20 protein-coding genes are annotated in these 18,318 nt (G+C 71.6%); 11 read left to right on the forward strand and 9 right to left on the reverse strand.

The annotated features are described in order from the left end of the window. Positions 1-136: 136 nt before the first annotated feature. On the reverse strand, positions 137-1,006 hold the full coding sequence (locus C9J87_RS00690) for an HhH-GPD family protein (RefSeq protein ID WP_107704483.1): 870 nt from the start codon (positions 1,004-1,006) through the stop codon (positions 137-139). 80 nt (positions 1,007-1,086) lie between these two features. On the opposite strand from C9J87_RS00690, the gene C9J87_RS00695 reads away from it, so the two are divergent. Next, the gene (locus C9J87_RS00695; protein WP_157953075.1) at positions 1,087-1,896 is read left to right on the forward strand and encodes a hypothetical protein; all 810 of its coding nucleotides are present in this window, start codon (positions 1,087-1,089) and stop codon (positions 1,894-1,896) included. Positions 1,897-2,188: 292 nt separating this feature from the next. On the opposite strand, the gene disA is transcribed toward C9J87_RS00695, so the two are convergent. The 3 genes from disA to C9J87_RS00710 are packed head-to-tail and all read right to left on the reverse strand — an operon-like array spanning position 2,189 to position 6,022. Next, positions 2,189-3,274, reverse strand: coding sequence for a DNA integrity scanning diadenylate cyclase DisA (disA, locus tag C9J87_RS00700; protein ID WP_010831441.1), 1,086 nt, complete (start codon positions 3,272-3,274; stop codon positions 2,189-2,191). 42 nt (positions 3,275-3,316) lie between these two features. Continuing rightward, positions 3,317-4,723, reverse strand: a complete 1,407-nt coding sequence (radA, locus tag C9J87_RS00705) for a DNA repair protein RadA (RefSeq protein ID WP_036489999.1) — start codon at positions 4,721-4,723, stop codon at positions 3,317-3,319. 30 nt (positions 4,724-4,753) lie between these two features. Further along, positions 4,754-6,022: an ankyrin repeat domain-containing protein gene (locus tag C9J87_RS00710; RefSeq protein ID WP_107704485.1), complete on the reverse strand. Its 1,269-nt coding sequence runs from the start codon at positions 6,020-6,022 to the stop codon at positions 4,754-4,756. A 69-nt stretch (positions 6,023-6,091) separates the two neighbouring features. Between C9J87_RS00710 and C9J87_RS00715 the strand changes: the two genes are divergently transcribed. From C9J87_RS00715 to C9J87_RS00725, 3 genes are read left to right on the forward strand one after another with little or no spacing between them, the layout of a single operon-like run. Beyond that, positions 6,092-7,135: a LacI family DNA-binding transcriptional regulator gene (locus C9J87_RS00715; RefSeq protein ID WP_010831444.1), complete on the forward strand. Its 1,044-nt coding sequence runs from the start codon at positions 6,092-6,094 to the stop codon at positions 7,133-7,135. A 47-nt stretch (positions 7,136-7,182) separates the two neighbouring features. Next, positions 7,183-7,719, forward strand: a complete 537-nt coding sequence (locus C9J87_RS00720) for a SigE family RNA polymerase sigma factor (protein ID WP_107704713.1) — start codon at positions 7,183-7,185, stop codon at positions 7,717-7,719. Next, complete coding sequence (locus C9J87_RS00725; RefSeq protein ID WP_107704486.1) at positions 7,716-8,969, forward strand: hypothetical protein; 1,254 nt, start codon at positions 7,716-7,718, stop codon at positions 8,967-8,969. Before C9J87_RS00720 ends, C9J87_RS00725 begins: the two co-directional genes overlap by 4 nt. Here C9J87_RS00725 and C9J87_RS00730 read toward each other — a convergent pair. The 3 genes from C9J87_RS00730 to C9J87_RS00740 all read right to left on the reverse strand — a co-directional run bounded on the left by C9J87_RS00730 (position 8,963) and on the right by C9J87_RS00740 (position 11,155). Next, complete coding sequence (locus tag C9J87_RS00730) at positions 8,963-9,667, reverse strand: class I SAM-dependent methyltransferase (RefSeq protein ID WP_107704487.1); 705 nt, start codon at positions 9,665-9,667, stop codon at positions 8,963-8,965. The genes C9J87_RS00725 and C9J87_RS00730 overlap by 7 nt on opposite strands. Positions 9,668-9,680: 13 nt before the next feature. After that, positions 9,681-10,319 carry a VOC family protein gene (locus C9J87_RS00735; RefSeq protein WP_010831448.1) on the reverse strand — a complete coding sequence of 213 codons (639 nt, stop codon included), beginning with the start codon at positions 10,317-10,319 and terminating at the stop codon, positions 9,681-9,683. A gap of 74 nt (positions 10,320-10,393) precedes the next feature. Next, the gene (locus tag C9J87_RS00740; protein ID WP_010831449.1) at positions 10,394-11,155 is read right to left on the reverse strand and encodes a hypothetical protein; all 762 of its coding nucleotides are present in this window, start codon (positions 11,153-11,155) and stop codon (positions 10,394-10,396) included. A gap of 44 nt (positions 11,156-11,199) precedes the next feature. Here C9J87_RS00740 and C9J87_RS00745 point away from each other — a divergent pair, with 44 nt between their 5' ends. From C9J87_RS00745 to proC, 7 genes are read left to right on the forward strand one after another with little or no spacing between them, the layout of a single operon-like run. Then, on the forward strand, positions 11,200-12,141 hold the full coding sequence (locus tag C9J87_RS00745) for a Ppx/GppA phosphatase family protein (protein WP_010831450.1): 942 nt from the start codon (positions 11,200-11,202) through the stop codon (positions 12,139-12,141). Next, the gene (locus tag C9J87_RS00750) at positions 12,138-12,926 is read left to right on the forward strand and encodes a sugar phosphate isomerase/epimerase family protein (protein WP_232819795.1); all 789 of its coding nucleotides are present in this window, start codon (positions 12,138-12,140) and stop codon (positions 12,924-12,926) included. The genes C9J87_RS00745 and C9J87_RS00750 overlap by 4 nt, the downstream gene beginning before the upstream one ends. Before the next feature lie 7 nt (positions 12,927-12,933). Further along, a complete protein-coding gene (locus C9J87_RS00755) occupies positions 12,934-13,521 on the forward strand; it encodes a TetR/AcrR family transcriptional regulator (RefSeq protein WP_107704488.1) in 588 nt (195 codons plus the stop codon). A 32-nt stretch (positions 13,522-13,553) separates the two neighbouring features. Then, the gene (locus tag C9J87_RS00760) at positions 13,554-14,267 is read left to right on the forward strand and encodes an ABC transporter ATP-binding protein (protein WP_107704489.1); all 714 of its coding nucleotides are present in this window, start codon (positions 13,554-13,556) and stop codon (positions 14,265-14,267) included. Next, complete coding sequence (locus C9J87_RS00765; RefSeq protein WP_010831454.1) at positions 14,264-14,992, forward strand: ABC transporter permease; 729 nt, start codon at positions 14,264-14,266, stop codon at positions 14,990-14,992. The genes C9J87_RS00760 and C9J87_RS00765 overlap by 4 nt, the downstream gene beginning before the upstream one ends. A gap of 48 nt (positions 14,993-15,040) precedes the next feature. Further along, the gene (locus C9J87_RS00770; RefSeq protein WP_010831455.1) at positions 15,041-15,976 is read left to right on the forward strand and encodes a proline dehydrogenase family protein; all 936 of its coding nucleotides are present in this window, start codon (positions 15,041-15,043) and stop codon (positions 15,974-15,976) included. Positions 15,977-15,982: 6 nt separating this feature from the next. Then, positions 15,983-16,783: a pyrroline-5-carboxylate reductase gene (gene proC / locus C9J87_RS00775; RefSeq protein ID WP_010831456.1), complete on the forward strand. Its 801-nt coding sequence runs from the start codon at positions 15,983-15,985 to the stop codon at positions 16,781-16,783. A 169-nt stretch (positions 16,784-16,952) separates the two neighbouring features. Here the strand turns inward: proC and C9J87_RS00780 are convergent, their stop codons facing one another. Together C9J87_RS00780 and C9J87_RS00785 are read right to left on the reverse strand one after the other, a co-directional pair. Continuing rightward, positions 16,953-17,633, reverse strand: coding sequence for an HAD family hydrolase (locus tag C9J87_RS00780; protein WP_107704490.1), 681 nt, complete (start codon positions 17,631-17,633; stop codon positions 16,953-16,955). 4 nt (positions 17,634-17,637) lie between these two features. Further along, a complete protein-coding gene (locus C9J87_RS00785) occupies positions 17,638-18,300 on the reverse strand; it encodes a TetR family transcriptional regulator (RefSeq protein WP_010831458.1) in 663 nt (220 codons plus the stop codon). Between the last annotated feature and the right edge of the window lie 18 nt (positions 18,301-18,318).

Below are 18,318 nucleotides of genomic sequence, written 5' to 3' on the forward strand. Positions count from 1 at the left end.
CCCTTGGCCGACCTGGCCGGGGGCTCCGGCGCATTTCGGGTCAGCGGCGTGCGCGGTGCCCCGCGTAGTTCAGTGAGAGATTGCACTGTCCGCGCCGAATCACCGCAATCTCTCACTGAACTACCGCGGGATACGGTCAGGACGGCAGGGCGTACGCCGACGGGCCGACGGCCTCGACCAGCCGGTCGGCGACGAGGCCGGCCAGGCAGCGTTCGCGCTGGGTGTCGTCCGGCCACACGGCGTGGATGCGGGACGTGGGGACCGACCCCTCTGCGTCGCGCAGCAGCGCCATGATCCGACCCCGGCACTGCCGGTCGGTGCCGTCCCAGGCCTGGCCGCGACGCGGCGGGCCGGCGTGGGCGGGGCGCCCGGCGGCCTGCCAGGCGCACCGGTCCGCGATCGGACAGGTGTCGCAGCGCGGGTCGCGGGCGGTGCAGACGAGCGCGCCGAGCTCCATCACCGCGACGGCCCAGGTGGCGGCCGTCGCGGCGTCGGTCGGCAGCAGGTCGGTGGCGAGGTCGCGCTCCGCGCGGGTCACCGACGCCGGTGGGAACTCCGTGCCGCTGACCGCCCGCGCGAACACCCGCCGCACGTTGGTGTCGAGCACGACGTGCCGCTGGCCGAAGGCGAAGCTCGCGATCGCCGCCGCTGTGTAGTCACCGATCCCGGGCAGGGCCAGCAGGTCGCCGTACGCCGCGGGCACCTCGCCGCCGTGATCGGCGACGATCGCCGTGGCGGCCGCGTGCAGCCGCAGCGCTCGTCGGGGGTAGCCGAGCCGGCCCCACATCCGTACCGCCTCGCCGGTGGACTCGGCGGCGAGCGCCGCGGGGGTGGGCCAGCGGTCCAACCAGGCGGCGTGCACCGGGAGGACCCGGGCGACCGGGGTCTGCTGGAGCATGAACTCCGAGACCATCACCGACCACGCCGACGCCGACGGGGAGCGCCACGGGAGCTCGCGTGCGTGCTCGTCGTACCACCCGAGCACGGGGTCGTGGAGGTCGCTCATCACCGCAGATCCTAAGCCTGGTGGGGGTCCTCGCGGAGTGGCAGCCGCGTCGAGGCGCGCTCGCTGTCTACCGTGTCGCCATGGCTTCCCCGCCCCTGCAACCCCGTGGTCCGTTGCCCGCGCGCGTCTACTGGACGCGGCGGCTGCTCCTGCTCGGCCTCGCGCTGGTGCTCGTGATCGGGTTCGCGCGGATCCTGGGTGGGTCCAGCGACGGCTCTGACGACGGTGCCAAGGCGACGACGGTCGGCGTGACGACGAGTGAGCCGACCGAGACGCCGACGACCGAGCCGGTGAAGCGCAAGCGCAAGAAGAAGAAGCAGACCCCCACCGAACCGCCGCTCGCCGAGCCCACCGGCCCGTGCGAGAACAGCGACATCGTGGCCACCCCCGTCGTGACGGAAGCCCAGGGCGGGGTCGACGTGCCGATCACCCTCAACCTGCGCACGCTCGAGTCGCCGGCCTGCACCTGGACGGTCTCACCCGACACGCTGACCGTGTCCATCACCTCGGGCAACGACGCGATCTGGGCGAGCCGCGAGTGCCCGGCCAGCATCGTCCCCCAGGAGGTCGTCGTCCGGCAGGCCGTCGACGCACCCATCAGCGTCGTCTGGGAGGACGCTCGCCGCTCGGACGAGGGCTGCACCGCCCAACGCGAGTGGGCCCGGCTCGGCTACTACCACGTGGAGGCCGCCGCCCTCGGCGGTGAGCCGACCGACGTCCAGTTCGAGCTGGTCCGCCCCGCGAGCGCCGTGATCACCAAGACGATCACCCCCAAGCCCGAACCCACGACCAAGGGCAACGGCAAGAACAAGGGCAAGAAGAACAAGCCGGCCGACACCGACACCGCCCACACGCCCGGCGAGCAGGGCAGCGGCAACTCCGAGGGCTGACTCCCGCACCACCCCCGGGCGGTGCCTCAGCAACCGTCCGTGGCCATCGAAACGGTTGCTGGCCCACCGCTCGTACGGCGATTCGCTGGTGACCCAGGCTCGTCCTCGGCCACGCCACCCCGGGCGGTGCCTCAGCAACCCTTCGCGGTCATCGAAACGGTTGCTGGCCCACCGCTCGTACGGCGAGTCGCCGGTGACGCGCCCGCGGGAGGTGAGTCACCCACATTCGAGCGCGCGGGAATGTGGCTCACTCACCGCTCGGCCCGAAGGCCAGCGCCGCTGCGGCGCCCGGTCAGATGTAGCGCTCGGTGATGCTCGACTCGGCGAGCCGGGAGAGCCCTTCGCGCACGCTGCGAGCACGGAGCTCGCCGACACCCTCGACGGCCTGGAGGTCGTCGATGCCGGCGGACAGGAGCTGCTGGAGGCCGCCGAAGTGCTCCACGAGCCGGTCGACGACCTGCGCGGGGAGGCGCGGCACCTTGGCGAGCAGGCGGTAGCCGCGCGGGGCGACGGCACCGTCGAGGTGCTCGCCCGTGCCGAGCCCGAGGACGCCGGCGACCGAGCCCGGGTCGACCAGGTCGGTGGGGGACAGGGCCGCCAGGTCGGTCAGCATCGTCTCGGGGCTGGTCTTGCGGCGCTTGCCGGTCGGGAGGTAGTCGCGGACCACGAGCTCGCGCTCGGCGTCCACGCCGGTGATGAGCTCCTCGAGCTGCAGGGAGAGCAGACGGCCGTCGGTGCCGAGCTCGAGGACGTAGTCGTCGATCTCGCTCGCGATCCGGGTGACCATCTCGAGGCGCTGGGCCACGACCGCGACGTCGCGGACGGTCACCAGGTCCTCGATCTCCAGCGCCGAGAGGGTCGAGGAGACCTCGTCGAGGCGCATCTTGTAGCGCTCCAGGGTGGCGAGGGCCTGGTTGGCGCGGGAGAGGATCTTGCCGGAGTCCTCGAGCACGTGGCGGATGTCGCCGACGTAGGCCGCGATGATCTGCATCGACTGCGACACCGAGATCACCGGGAAGCCGGTCTGGCGCGCCACCCGGTCGGCGGTGCGGTGCCGGGTGCCGGTCTCCTCGGAGGGGATCGTGTGGTCGGGCATGAGGTGCACGGCCGCGCGGTGGATGCGCGAGACGTCCTTGTCGACGATGATCGCGCCGTCCATCTTGGCCAGCTCGCGCAGGCCGGTGGCGGTGAAGGGGACGTCGAGGGTGAAGCCGCCCGTGGCGATCGACTCGACGGTCTTGTCGATGCCGAGCACGATCAGGGCACCGGTGCGACCGCGCAGGATCCGCTCGAGACCATCACGCAGCGCGGTGCCCGGGGCGATCTCGGCCAGCGTGGCGCGCAGACGCAGCGTGTCGTCGGTTCGCTCTGCCGCCACGGTGTAGTCCTCCCCAGAACTGCGCGCCGGTCGGCGCGGCCGTCAGTCTAGGGGACCACGCCCACGCTCATGGCCGTTCGTGACACGCACGGCAGTCAGTGCGGAGGCCACCGTGCTGACGTCGAGGACCTGCATGCCGTCGACCTGCCGACGTGAGTTGTCAGCAGCGCCGGGCTCGCACGGCACGATGGCCATCCGGAAGCCCTGGCGCGCGGCCTCGGCCAGCCGCTGCGGCAGGTCGCGGACCCTGCGCAGCTCGCCGGCGAGCCCGATCTCGCCCATCGCGACGATGCCCTTGGGCGGCGCCAGCCCGGTCATCGAGCTGGCGATGGCGATCGCGATCGCGAGGTCGGCCGCGGGCTCCGTGATCCGCGCGCCGCCCACCGTCGAGGCGAACACGTCGTGCTGGTGCAGCCGGATCCCGGCGTGCTGCTGGAGCACCGCGAGGATCATCGCGACCCGGGAGCCGTCGATGCCCGAGGTCGTGCGGCGGGGGCGCTCGAGGGGCGACGGCGTCACGAGCGCCTGCACCTCGGCCAGCATCGGCCGGCGACCCTCCATCGAGACGGCCACGCAGGTGCCGGGCACCTGCGAGGAGTGGTGCTCGACGAACAGCCCGGTCGGGTCGGTGACCGCGCGGATGCCCTCGGAGGACAGATCGAAGCACCCGACCTCGTCGATGGGTCCGAACCGGTTCTTCATCGCCCGCACCATGCGGAAGCGGGAGTTGCGATCGCCCTCGAAGTGCAGCACCACGTCGACGAGGTGCTCGAGCACGCGCGGCCCGGCGATCGAGCCGTCCTTGGTGACGTGGCCGACCAGGACGGTGGTGATGTTGCGGGTCTTGGCGACCCGGATCAGCGCGGCCGCCACCTCCTTCACCTGGGTGACGCCACCGGGGACGCCCTCGATGCCGCTCGCGCCGATGGTCTGCACGGAGTCGATGACGAGCAGTGTCGGGCGCACCTGCTCGATGTGGGTGAGCACGGCGCCCAGATCGGTCTCAGCGGCGAGGAAGAGCTCGTCGTGCACCCCGCCGGTGCGGTCGGCACGGAGCCGGACCTGGGAAGCCGACTCCTCACCGGTGACGTAGAGGGTGCGGGTGCGGACCCGCGCGGTCTGGGCGGCGACCTCGAGCAGCAGCGTCGACTTGCCGACGCCGGGCTCGCCGGCGAGCAGGATCGCGGCTCCGGGGACCAGCCCGCCACCGAGCACCCGGTCGAGCTCGGGCACCCCGCTGGTGCGGAACTGCGAGTCCTCGACCGACACCTGACCGATCGGCACGGCAGGGGTCGTGACCGGCGACGCGGTCGCGCGCATGGTCGGCGCGGCTGTCTCGGCGACCGATCCCCACGCCTGGCACTCCCCACAGCGACCGACCCACTTGGTCGTCTCCCAGCCGCACTCCGTGCAGCGATAGGCAGGCCTGACCTTCGCGGATTTGCTCATGCGGTGAACCGTAGGTGACGGCACCGACACTCACCTCGCCAGCAGGCGCGCGATCTCCTCGAAGCCGCGACGGCGCGCGTGCTCCAGCGCCGTCACCCCGTCGCGGTCGGCGAGCTGCGGGTCCGCGCCGGCCGCGAGCAGGGTCCGCACGATGCGCTGCCACGGTGTGGTTCCCTCGCCGAGGAGCACCGCCTCCAGCAACGCCGTCCAGCCGAGGTCGTTGACGTGGTCGACGTCGATGTCGGTCGCTCGCACGGCCCAGCGGACGTAGGCCGCGTGGCCGCGCTCGGCCGCCGGGATGATCGACACCCCGCCGTAGCGGTTGCGCAGCGTCACGTCGGGATCGGCGGTGAGCAGCAGCCGGCCCATCGGGACCGAGCCGGTCACACCGGTCACCAGCCACGGGGTGTCGGACTGCGCGTCGACCGCGTCGGGGTCTGCACCCAGGGCGACGAGCACGCGCGCGACCTGGCCGACGTCGCCGATCACGGCGTGCAGGAGTGGCGTACGGCGATCGCCGTCACGTGCGTCCACCTGTGCTCCGGCCCGCAGGGCGAGCGAGGCGGTGTCGGCGTCGCCCGCCCGGGCCGCTGCGAGCAGCGCCGCCTCAGGCCGGCGCACCGGCCGGTCGGCTCGTGCGAGCAGGCTCGCGATGTCGCCGTACCCACGTTGCTCCGCGTGCTCGCGCGCGGTGAACCCGTCCTCGACCGCCGGGACGGTCGCGTCGACGCCCGCGGCGAGCAGCACGCGCACGGTGTCGAGGTAGCGCTGGGACCCGTCGCCGAGGATCACCGCCTCGTGCAGCGCGGTCCAGCCCAGATTGTTGACATGGTCGAGGTCGATGCCGGCCCGGACGAGTCGCCCGGCGATGTCCCAGTGCCCGCGATCGGCCGCGCGGATCAGCCCGGTGCCGTTGAAGCGGTCCTTGGCGTCGACCCGCGCCCCGGCTGCCAGGGTGAGGTCGAGCAGGTCGCGGTGGCCCTCGCTGGTCGCGATCAGGTAGGCGCTCTGCGTCGTCTCGTCGGTGTGGTTGACGTCGGCGCCGCGCGCGATGAGGCGCCGCGCGGCCGGCAGGTCGTTGGCCCAGGCCGCGTCGATCAGCGCCGCGTTCAGTCGCGCCAGCTCGGCCCCGCTGGGGGACGGGTCGGGGGACGTCGGCCGCACCGAGGTGGCGCTCGAGGAGGGACGCACCCGGGTGGGCTCCGCGGCGGGCTCGGTCGGTGGGGTGCCGGGACGGTTCTCGCCGGCGCTGCACGCGGCGAACACCGCAAGAGTGAGGAGGAGGGAGAGCTTGCGCATGACCTCATCCTCCCCACGCCGTTCCAGCGATTATGCTGCCAAGGGATTGGAACGATCAAGGAGCCAGCGATGTCGAGCACGGAGCCGCGCGGACCCGGGTTCATCCCGGTGTCTCCGCCGACGCTCGCCGACGTCGCGGAGCGCGCCGGTGTCTCGCGCCAGACGGTCTCCAACGCGGTCAACAACCCCGACCTCCTGCGTCCCGACACCCTCGAGCGCGTGCGTGAGGCGATCGACGAGATGGGCTACTCGCCCAACCGTGCGGCCCGCAACCTGCGCACCCGCAGCTCGCAGCTGATCGGCCTGCGCGTCCAGCCCGCCCAGGAGGGCACGGCCAACGCGATGATGGACCGCTTCCTGCACACGCTCGTCGACACGTCGGCCGAGGCCGGCTACCACGTCCTGCTCTTCGCCGGCGACAACGACGACCCGGTCGGCGGCTACGACCACCTGCTCCGCGCCACCGCTGTCGACGCGTTCGTCGTCACCGACACCTACCTCGGCAACCCGCAGGCCGCGTGGCTGAGCGAGCAGCGGGCGCCGTTCGTCGCGTTCGGGCGTCCCTGGGACCAGCCGCACGCCACCCACCCGTGGGTCGACGTCGACGGCGCCGCCGGCACCCGCCTGGCCACCGACCACCTCATCGAGAAGGGGCACAGCCGGATCGCGTGGATCGGCTGGCGCAAGGACTCACCCATCGGGGAGGACAGGCGCGCGGGCTGGCTCGCCGCGATGCACGAGGCGGGCCACCCGACCACCGGTCTCGCGTCCCGGGTGGAGGACACCGTCCAGAGCGGCGCAGAGGCCGCCGCCGTACTCCTCGACGAGTCGGCTCCGACCGCGTTCGTCTGCGCCTCCGACACGCTCGCCATGGGCGTGCTGCACACGTTGTGGATCCGCCAGCTCGCGCCCGGTCGCGACATCGCGGTCGTCGGCTTCGACGACTCCCAGGTGGCGCAGGTGTTCCCCGTCGGGCTGACGTCGGTGCGCCAGCCGCTGGAGGACGTCGCGGTCCAGATCGTGCGCGCCCTCGAGTCGCTGCTCGGCCACCTCCCGCCGCCCGCGCAGGGCGTGCTGCTCACCCCGACCCTGGCCGTCCGCGGATCCAGCTGACTCCGGCGTCAACCCAGCGCGGCTGCACGTCGTCCCTAGTCACAGAGATCCACGAACCGAGGAGACCCTGTGGCCAGACGCGATACGACTTCGTCGCCTTCGTCGATGCGCGTTCCGCTGCCCTGCTGCGGACCGCGCGCCTGCTGTCGGCGGGAGATCGGCATGCCGCCGAGGACCTCGTGCAGACCGCCCTGGAGAGGGCGTACGTCGCCTGGCCCCGCATCAAGCGACGCGAGGCCCAGGAGTCCTACGTCCGTTCGATCATGACCCGCGCGGCGATCGACCGCACCCGTCGCCGCCAGCGTCGCGGCGAGGTGCTCACCGGCGAGGTGCCCGAGACGGTCACCGTCCCCGCCGGACCCGAGGACCGCGACGCGGTCTGGGGCCTGCTCGCCGCCCTGTCGCCGCGCCAGCGCGCGGTGCTGGTGCTGCGCTACTACGAGGACCAGTCCGAGGTGCAGATCGCCGAGACCCTCGGCTGCAGCACCGGCACGGTCAAGGCCCATGCCTCCCGCGGCGTCGCCCTGATGCGCGAGCTCTGCGCCGACCCCGCCACCTTCCACGCGACAGGACTGAACCGATGAGCATCGACTCCCAGATCCGTGACCGCCTCCACTCGGCCGTCGACGACACGACCGCCCCGCCCGCCTTCGCCCGGACCGTGATGAGGCGAGGACGTGCGCGGCGCCGTCGTCGGAACGCCGCGGGCGTGCTAGCTGCTGCCGGGGTCATCGCCGTCGGGAGCACATTCGTGATCCCCGACTCGCCCACGGCTCGCGAGGGTCAGGTGGCCAATGGTGGACAGCGCTTCGACGCCGCGATGGCATGGGCACAGAGGTTGCCGAAGGGCGCCAACGTCAAGCTCCCCTACTACGGCGAGGGTGGCCTTCGCGACGGCGACACCGTGGTGCCGTTGCCCGAGGGAATCGCCACGGTCGTCGCCCCGCAGCGAGCCCGCGGCGGCTGGGTTGTCGCCCTCGCCCCGATGGAGAACGCTCTCGCACCCGCGGTGCTGGCATCCGACGGATCGATTCGGACGCTACCGGCCGCGCCGTTCGGCGACGGCTCGGCCGACGCCACCATTGCCGTGTCGCCTGACGGATCCCAGGTCGCCTACGGCGATCGCGTGGTGGACCTCGCAACGCTGGACACGACGGAGATCCCGCACAACCCTGCCTACGAGCCGATCGCAGATCCCGGCCACGACCAGTCGATCCGGCTCAACGGTTTCACCGACCAAGGTCTCGTCTACCGGGGCTCGCCCACGACGAAGGGCTGGGGCACCACCTGGCTGCTCAAGGGCGACGGCACCACGGTCGAAATCGAACCGCCCACCGACAGTCACATCCCCCAAGGTGGCCCCGCCGACTTTGCGATCTCCTACGACTACACCGAGAAGGCCAACACCTGCACCACGTCCTTCTGGCTCATTGGCGCTGCCTGGCATGAGCAGGGCACCGGGTGCATGGGCAGTTACCTGTCCGAAGCCGTGGACGTGTCTCCCGATCGCCGATGGTTGCTCACCGATCACCTGCCGCGGGTCTGGAACCTGAGCAACGATGGCTTCACCGAGGTCGACATCCCACGCGACCTGGTGTCCAACGGCGAGGGATGGATGGGCAACGCTGGGTGGGAGAGCAACGACAGCTTCCTGCTGGCTCTGGTCGATCAGCGGATGGGTGCCTACACGGTGAGTGAGCCGGTCAAGCAGCAGCTCCAGATCGTGCGCTGCACGATGTCGACCGGCACCTGCGAACGAGCTGGCGACCTGCAGCACCTCATGGTGAGCGGCGAGGTGTGGGGAACATCAGAGGTGACCTTCACCGGTCAGTAGTCACGCCACCACACGTTGACGGCGTAGTCGACGTCGGTGCCCTCGTGCGACGCGATGATCTCCTCGGCCAGCTCCGGCGTGAACTCGATCCGCACCACGGCCTCGAGGTCTGCTCGCGACGAGAAGGCCCAGCCCATGTCGACCGGGATGCGCGTCCACCCACGCAGAGACCAGAAGGTCTCGACGGCGGAAGGGTCGACCATCGGATAGCCCCGGCGGAACCACGACCCGAAGGTCGAGCGCGAGCCGTCGTTGTCGATGACGAACGCCGTCCCGCCGCGCGCCATCACCCGGTCGAGCTCGACCAGCCCCGGCTCGCACCCGGGGCCGAAAAAGTAGGCCCAGCGCGCGTGCGCGACGTCGACCGACGCGTCCGGGACCGGGAGGGCCTGCGCCGTACCGACCGAGACAGTGACGTTGCCCAGCCGGCGGGTACGGCGCTGCGCCAGCCGCGCGAGGTCAGGGTGCGGTTCGACGCCGATGACGGAGGTGGCGCTCGCAGCCCAGCGCGGGAGGTGGAAGCCCGAGCCGCAGCCGATGTCGGCGAAGCGCAGCCCGTCCCAGGGCGCGACCGAGGCCATCGCGGCCTCGATCCGTCCGTGCGGATCGGCCGCGCGGTTCTCGAGCTCGTAGGTCGCCGGGTGGTGCCAGATGTTCGGCGACGGGGTCGCACCCTCGATCCGCGGAGGGCGCGTCATGCCGGGGGGAGCGTCAGATCCGGACCAGACCCGACGGGGTCTGGAACTGCGCGGCCAGGATGCCGGGGGTGCCGTTGGGGGCGACCCACTCGACCTTGACGTCCTCGAGAGGCGCCTCGACGGTCTCGCCGAGCCACTCGCTGACCCGCTGCGGGTCGCCGGCGATCTCGAGCGTCGCGAGCGCGAAGTCGGTGTCGGCGCCCGTGCTCGGGTGCATCGCGTCGGGCGACTCCCACTGGATGAAGAACGGGAGCTGCGGGTCGGCCATCAGGTCGTTGACGCCGATCTGCTTCCAGAGCAGCTCCTCGCCGGTCGGCAGGTGGCGGTTGCCCTTCACGGCGTCGCGACCGAGGCGCTGCTCGACCGCGGTGATGTCGTTGATCGCCACGACCCAGCCGAGCCAGCCGCCGCCGGCAGCCGAGCGCGCACGCACGGCCTGCCCGAAGGGAGCCTTGTCGCTGGCCGGGTGGTCCAGGACCTCGACGATCTCGAGGTAGGTCCCTCCGTCCAGGGGCAGGATCATGTTGCGGGTGCCGAAGCGTGGGTGCACTCCACCGTCGATGAAGTCCTTGCCGAGCAGGCCCCCGATGCGCTGGGCGGTGCTGGCGAGGCCATCAGGTCCGGCTGCGAAAGAAAGATGGTCCAGGCGCATGCAGGCATTCTGACCCCGCTGGCCGCGAGGGCCGGACAGGGGGGTCGGGTTGTCTTGACGTCGAGAAAACTCGGTCAGCGTGGATCGGCGGGATGCAGCGCCAGCGCGGAGCGCGAACGCACGTGTGCCTCGCAGTGGCGCACGAGCTCGACGTATCCGTCCTTGCCCATCAGCTCGGTGAGCTCCGCCTCGTGGGTGACGAACACGGGCTCGAGCGCGACGTGCGCCTCGGTGTTGCCGGAGCAGTACCAGTCGAGGTCGTGGCCGCCCGGACCCCAGCCGCGGCGGTCGTACTCACCGATCGCGACCTCGGTGTAGGAGGTCCCGTCCTGGCGCTCGACGGTGCGGAACGTGCGCCTGATCGGCAGCTGCCAGCAGACGTCGGGCTTCGTCTCGAGCGGGTTGCGACCCTGCTCCAGCGCCAGGCCGTGCAGCGCACAACCCGCCCCGGTGCTGAAGTCTGCGCGGTTGTGGAAGATGCACGCCGACTGCCCGTCGTGCTCACGGGTGAGGGTCTTGCGCTCCCCGTCGTCATCCTTCTCCACCCAGTCCGCCTTCGTGGCGGTGCGCCCGGGGTGGAACTGCCACTGCTCCGGGGTCAGCTGGGCGACGAAGCCCGCAACCCGCGACTCGTCGTCCTTGTCGGCGAAGTGGGCACCGAGCGTGCAGCACCCGGTGTCGGGGGCGTCGGCATAGATCCCTTGGCAGCCCTGGCCGAAGATGCACATGAAGCTCGACGTCAGCCACGTCAGGTCGCAGCGGAAGACCTGCTCGTCGTCCGCCGGGTCGGCGAACTCGACGTACGCACGGGGAAAGACGAGATCGACTTCGGGCACTGGACGATCCTACGGGCGGGCACCTTGCCTAGTAGTTTGGTCCCATGCGCCTGGGCGTCCTCGACATCGGCTCCAACACCGGTCACCTCCTCGTGGTCGATGCGCACGGTGGCGCCGCGCCGCTCCCGGCCTTCTCGCACAAGGAGCCGCTCCGGCTGGCCGAGCACCTCGACGAGCGCGGCGCCGTCACCCAGCAGGGCATCGACGCGCTGACGGACTTCTGCGCCTCGGCCGTGCGGGTCGCCGAGGACAAGGGCTGCGCCGACATGCTCGGCTTCGCCACCTCCGCGGTCCGCGACTCCGTCAACGCCGACGACGTGCTCGAGCACGTCCGGCGCGTCGCCGGGGTCGACCTCGCGGTGCTCTCCGGAGAGGACGAGGCCCGGCTGACGTTCCTCGCCGTACGCCGCTGGTTCGGCTGGTCTGCCGGCCGGCTGGCCGTCTTCGACATCGGCGGTGGTTCGCTGGAGATCGCCGGCGGCTCCGACGAGGCCCCCGACGTCGCCTGGTCGCTGCCGCTCGGCGCTGCGCGCCTGGCCCGCACCTGGTTCGGCGGCGACCGGCCCGACGAGGAAGCAGTGCGTCGGCTGCGCCGCCAGATCCGCGCCGACATCGCCGACAATGCCGGTCACCTGCTCCGTCCCGGCACCCCCGACCGGGCGGCGGCCACCTCGAAGACGTTCCGCTCGCTGGCGCGGATCTGCGGTGCGGCGCCCAGCGGCGAGGGTGCGCTGGTGCCGCGCGTGCTGGAGCGCGCCACGCTCGCGGAGTGGATCCCCAAGCTCATCGCCCTGACCGGCGACGAGCTCGCGCACCTGCCCGGTGTCTCGCCCAGCCGCACCCACCAGATCGTCCCCGGCGCGCTCGTTGCCGAGGCCTGCATGGACATCTTCGACCTGCCCGCGCTGGAGATCTGCCCGTGGGCGCTGCGTGAGGGCGTCATCCTGGAGCGGATCGACCAGATCTCAGTCTTGAGCCCGACGTGACCTTGATCGGCCTCTCCACCGCCTCGGTCTATCCCGAGTCGACCGCCCACGCCTTCGGCTATGCCGCGCAGCTCGGCTACGACGCCGTCGAGGTGATGGTCGGCATCGACTCGCTGTCCCAGCAGACGTCGGCGATCAAGCAGCTCATCGACCACCACGAGATGCCGGTGTGCGCGATCCACGCTCCCTGCCTGCTGTGGACGCAGCGCGTGTGGGGCACCGAGCCGTGGGGCAAGCTCGAGCGCTCCGCCGACCTCGCCCTCGAGGTCGGTGCCGACGTGGTCGTGGTGCACCCGCCCTTCCGCTGGCAGCGGGAGTACGCCGCCGGCTTCGTCGACGGCATCGCCGCGCTCGAGAGCTCGACCGGCATCGCCTTCGCCGTCGAGAACATGTATCCGTGGCGGGCGTCCTCGCGCCGCGGGATGGAGATGTACCTCCCGAGCTGGGACCCCAGCCAGCACAACTACGCCAACACCACCATCGACCTCTCCCACGCGGCGATCGCCGGCTCAGACGTGATCGAGATGGCCGACCGGCTGGGGAGGCGGCTGCGCCACGTCCACCTCACCGACGGCAGTGGCTCGGCCAAGGACGAGCACCTCGTGCCCGGCCGCGGGGTGATGCGTGCCGGCGAGTTCCTCGGCCACCTCGCCGAGCGCGACTTCGCCGGTCACATCATCCTGGAGATCAACACCCGACGCTGCAGCACCCGCGACGAGCGGATCGCCGACCTGGCGGCCTCCCTGGCCTTCGCGCGCGAGCACTTCGCCGTACGAACGAACTGATGCGCTGATGGCTCGCGGTCGCCGCCCCGGCGCCTCCGACACCCGCGCGGCCGTCCTGGCCGCTGCCCGGACGTCCTTCGCGGAGCACGGCTTTCGCGGTACGACGATCCGCGCCGTCGCAGCGGCCGCCGGTGTCGACCCCGCGCTGGTGCACCACTTCTTCGGCACCAAGGACGACCTCTTCCTCGCCGCGATGGCGCTGCCCGTCGACCCGCGCGAGGTCATCGCACGCGTGGTCGAGGGCCCCGTCGAGGACGCGGCCGACCGCTTCCTGGCCGCCTTCCTGGGCGTGTGGGAGGACCCAGCGCTGCAGCCGGCCCTGCTGGCCGTGGCGCGCCGGATGCTCGAGCCCGGCGGTGACCGGCTGCTGGCGGAGGGCTTCTTGCCGGTGGTGGTCCAGCCGGTGGGGGCGAGGCTCGGCCTCGACCGCCCCGAGCACCGCATGACGCTGGTCGCGAGCCAGATGATCGGCCTGATCCTGCTGCGCTACGTCCTCCGGGTGGAGCCGCTCGCGTCGTTGCCGGCGGACGTCGTCCGGGCGACCTGTGCGCCCACCCTCCAGCGCTATCTCACCGGCGAGCTGCCCGACGCTTGACGGGCGCTCGTCCCGCGAGCACAATTCAACACATGATGAATAACATCGTCATCACCGACCTGAGGGTCGTGCGTGGGGGACGCGAGGTGCTGCCCGGCATCTCGCTCGAGGTCGGCGCGGGCGTCACCGGTCTGCTGGGGCCCAGCGGCTGCGGGAAGTCGACGCTGATGCGTGCGGTCGTCGGCGTCCAGCAGGTCCGCTCCGGCAGCGTCGAGGTCCTCGGCCGGCCCGCCGGCTCCAAGCCGCTGCGCGACCGCGTCGGCTACGTCACCCAGGCCGCGAGCGTGTACGACGACCTCTCGGTCGCGGAGAACCTGCGCTTCTTCGCCCGGGTGCTCGGGGTCGCGGCGATCGACGAGGCCATCGACCGGGCCGTCGCGGCCGTCGACCTCGACAGCCACCGCGACCAGGTCGTCGGCAGCCTCAGGGGCGGCCAGCGGTCGCGAGCCAGCCTGGCCGTCGCGCTCCTCGGCGACCCCGACGTGCTCGTCCTCGACGAGCCCACGGTCGGGCTCGATCCCGTGCTCCGCCGCGACCTGTGGGCGCTCTTCCACCGCCTCGCCGACGCCGGCAGGGTCGTGCTCGTCTCCAGCCACGTCATGGACGAGGCCGAGCGCTGCGACCGGCTGTTGCTCATGCGGGAGGGCCGGATCATCGCCAACGGCACCCCGAGCGAGATCCGCGGCGACGCCCGCGACATCGAGGACGCCTTCCTGCGCATCGTCGAGGGCGAGGCCGTCTCATGAGGACCCTCGCCGTCGCCGGTCGCGTGCTCACCCAGATCCGCCGCGACCACCGCACGCTCGCCATGCTGCTCGTGCTGCCGTGCCTGCTCATCACCCTGCTCTGGTGGATGTTCGCCGACCTGCCCGGCGCGGCCTTCGACCGCTTCGGCCCGGGCCTGCTCGCGCTCTTCCCGTTCATCGTGATGTTCCTGGTCACCAGCGTCACCACCCTGCGCGAGCGCAGCAGCGGCACCCTCGAGCGCCTGCTGTCGATGCCGCTGGGCAAGCTCGACTTCCTGCTCGGCTATGCCGTCGCCTTCGGCGCCATCGCGGCGGTGCAGTCCGCCCTCGCGGTCGCGGTCAGCGTCGGCCTGCTCGGGCTCGACGTCAACGGGCCGGTCTGGTTGCTGGGCGTGGTCGCGATCGTCGATGCCGTGCTCGGTACGGCGCTGGGCCTGTTCGTCAGTGCGTTCGCGGCCACCGAGTTCCAGGCCGTCCAGTTCATGCCGCTCGTCGTGGTCCCGCAGATCCTGCTGTGCGGGCTGTTCGTGGCCCGCGACAGCCTGCCGCGGGTGCTCGAGGTGATCAGCGGGGTCCTGCCGCTGTCCTATGCCGTGGACGCCATGCAGGAGCTGGTCGGGACGGCCGACGAAGCGGTCGTCTGGGGCGATGTCGGGGTGGTCCTGGGGTTCGCCCTCGCGGGGCTGGCGCTCGGTGCCGCGACCCTGCGGCGCCGTACGGAATGAAGCAGGCTGGCTCGGCCCGGCGAGGTCGGTCGGCGTAGCCTGTGCGCCATGTCACTGCTCCGCCAACCGATCCTCCTTCTTGCCAAGAGCGACAAGGTGAAGAAGCTCGTCAGCACCATGCCGGTCTCTTCAGGAATCGTCACCAGCTATGTCCCCGGGGAGTCCACGGAGGCGGCCGTCGACGCCACCTCCGGCCTCATCGACGACGGCCTTCGCGTCACCCTCGACTTCCTCGGCGAGGACACGTTGGACCTCGCGCAGGCCGAGGCCACCGTGGCCGCTTACAAGGAGCTGCTCGCCGAGCTCGCCAACCGCGGGCTGGCCAGCAAGGCCGAGGTGAGCGTCAAGCTCTCCGCCGTCGGCCAGGCGCTCCCCGACAACGGCGAGAAGATCGCGCTGGAGAACGCGCGCGAGATCTGCCGCGCCGCGCGCAACGCCGGCACCACGGTCACCCTCGACATGGAGGACCACACCACCACCGACTCGACGCTGGCGATCCTGCACGAGCTGCGCAAGGACTTCCCCGAGACGGGTGCCGTCCTGCAGGCGATGCTCCACCGCACCGAGGCCGACTGCCGCGCGCTGGCCCACGAGGGCTCGCGGGTGCGTCTGTGCAAGGGCGCCTACATGGAGCCCGAGTCCGTCGCGTTCCAGGAGCGCATCGACATCGACAAGTCCTACGTCCGCTGTCTCAAGGTGCTGCTGGCTGGTCAGGGCTACCCGATGATCGCCAGCCACGACCCGCGGATGATCCAGATAGCGTCGTCGCTCGCGAGCCGCTACGGCCGCCGGGTCGGCACCTACGAGTTCCAGATGCTCTACGGCATCCGTCCCGAGGAGCAGAAGCGCCTGGCCGCCGCCGGCGAGACGGTGCGCGTCTACATCCCCTACGGCCAGGAGTGGTACGGCTACCTCATGCGCCGGATGGCCGAGCGCCCGCAGAACCTCACCTTCTTCCTCCGCTCCCTCGTCTCCAAGAGTTAGGCAGTCATGACTACAGCGATCATCGGTGCCGGCGTGATGGGCGAGATGCTGCTCTCCGGACTCGTCCGGGCGGGCCGCCGTGTCGACGACCTCATGGTCGGTGAGAAGCGCGCCGAGCGGGCCCACGAGCTCGAGGAGCGCTACGGCGTCGCGGTGGTCTCCAACATCGAGGCGGCCAGCAAGGCCGACACGGTCGCGCTGGTCGTCAAGCCGCAGGACATGGCCGCGGTGCTCGAGGAGATCGCGCCGGTGCTGCGTCCTGGCCAGCTGATCGTGAGCCTGGCCGCCGGCATCACCACCGCCTTCATCGAGTCGCGGGTGCCCGAGGGCATCGCGGTCGTGCGGGTCATGCCCAACACCCCCGCGCTGGTCGACGAGGGCATGGCCGCCATCTCGCCCGGCTCGCACTGCGACGACGCCCACCTGGCCGAGGCCGAGTCGCTGCTCGCCTCGACCGGCCGCGTCGTGCGGGTGCCGGAGAGGCAGCAGGACGCGGTCACCGCGATCAGCGGCTCGGGTCCCGCCTACATCTTCTTCGTCGTCGAGTCGATGATCGAGGCCGGTGTCCACCTCGGGCTGCCGCGCGCGACGTCGTCCGAGCTGGTCATCCAGACGCTCTACGGCTCGGCCAAGATGCTCCGCGAGACCGGCACCCACCCCGCGATCCTGCGCGAGCAGGTCACCTCGCCGGGCGGCACGACGGCTTCCGCCCTGCGCGAGCTCGAGATCCACAAGGTCCGTGCTGCCTTCCTGGCTGCCATGGAGGCCGCCCGCAACCGCTCGCGCGAGCTCGCCGAGGGCAGCTGACCGCTGTGCCGCGGGGCCCAGCCTCGCCGCCCTGAACTTCCACTCGAGCGAGTGGATCTCCATCGAGGTCCACGCTCAGCCTCGTGCGCGAGGGCGTGAACTTCCACTCGAGCGAGTGGAAGTTCATCGGGTCGCGGCAGTGGGCTGCGGGTCCCCTCGCGCGCCCGACCTACCGGACGTCTGTGCTGAACCGCAGCTCCTCCAGCGAGCTGATCCGCGGCGAGTGCGAGGGGTGCGCGTCCCGCCGGTCCAGCAGCAGTGCGTGCAGGCCGGCACCGACGGCGCCCTGGACGTCCGCCACCAGCGAGTCGCCGACCATCAGCGCCTCGGCCGGGTCGACGCCCAGTCGCGCGCAGGTGCCGATGAAGGGCGCTGGGTCCGGCTTGCCGAACGGGAACTCGTCGGAGGTGAACACCTGGTCGACCTCGTCGATGAGCCCGACCCGCGCGAGCTTGAGTCGCTGGTGGGCGTGGTCGCCGTTGGTCAGGACCGCGGCGAGAAGCCCCGCTCCGCGCACCCGGCGCAGGGCGGGGACGGCGTCCGCGAAGCAGGCCCAGCTGGCGTGGTAGGCCTCGGCGTAGCCCTGGAAGGCCTCGTCCGCGGCCTCGTCGATCGCGAGGTCCAGGTGGGGGAGAAACTCCCGCACCCTCGCCCGGCGCTGCTCGGCGAAGGTGATCTCCCGCTGCTGGTAGCGCTCGTAATGAGGAGTCGCGATCGCCGCCCACCGCACCGCGAGCTCGTCGTCCGTGCCGGCCAGGCCTTGCCCGCGGGCCCACTGGACGCATGCCGTCCGGGCCGCGGAGGTGTGGTCGACCAGGGTGTCGTCGAGGTCGAAGATCACCGCGCGCATCGGCTCAGGCCCGCAGCGAGTCGAGCAGTGCGACGAGGTCGTTGACGACCCCCCGCACGACGGGGACGCGGGAGAGCCGGCCGAGCTTGTCGACCAGTGGGACGAGGCCGGCGATCAGCGCGAGCGTGCGCTGCTGGCCGGCGCTGCGGTCGTGCACCCAGAACAGCACGACGCCCATGTGCAGCAGCCACAGCAGCTCGGGCAGGCGAGGCTTGAGCGAGGATGCGACCTTGAGGTCCGAGCCCGCGAGCAGCTCGGCGAAGATCGCGATGCTGGCCTCCCGGGCCTCGGCAGACTCGGGGGAGAACGGCGACAACGGGCTGGTCGGCTCGGCGGCGTTCTTGAAGAAGGTGCCGGCAAATTCGTGGTACGGCGCCGCGACCCGCACCCACGCGGTGAGCACCCCGCGCAGGCGCGCCGCGAAGTCGGTCTCGGTGTCGAGCACGGTGCGCGTGGCCTCGAGGTGCTCGACCTGCATCTGGGCGTAGAATGCCTGGATCAGGTGCTCCTTGCCAGCGAAGTAGTAGTAGGCGCTGCCCAGCGAGACGCCCGCGGCATCGGCGATGCCGCGCATCGTCGTGCCCTCGAAGCCCGAGGTCTGGAACAGGTCCATCGCCGACGCGACGATCTTCGCGCGGGTCTGCTCGGCCTTGGCGGATCGGGTCACGCCGCCACCCTAGAGACA

It is taken from the genome of Nocardioides allogilvus, assembly GCF_003047285.1.
Taxonomy (GTDB): Bacteria; Actinomycetota; Actinomycetes; order Propionibacteriales; family Nocardioidaceae; genus Nocardioides; species Nocardioides allogilvus.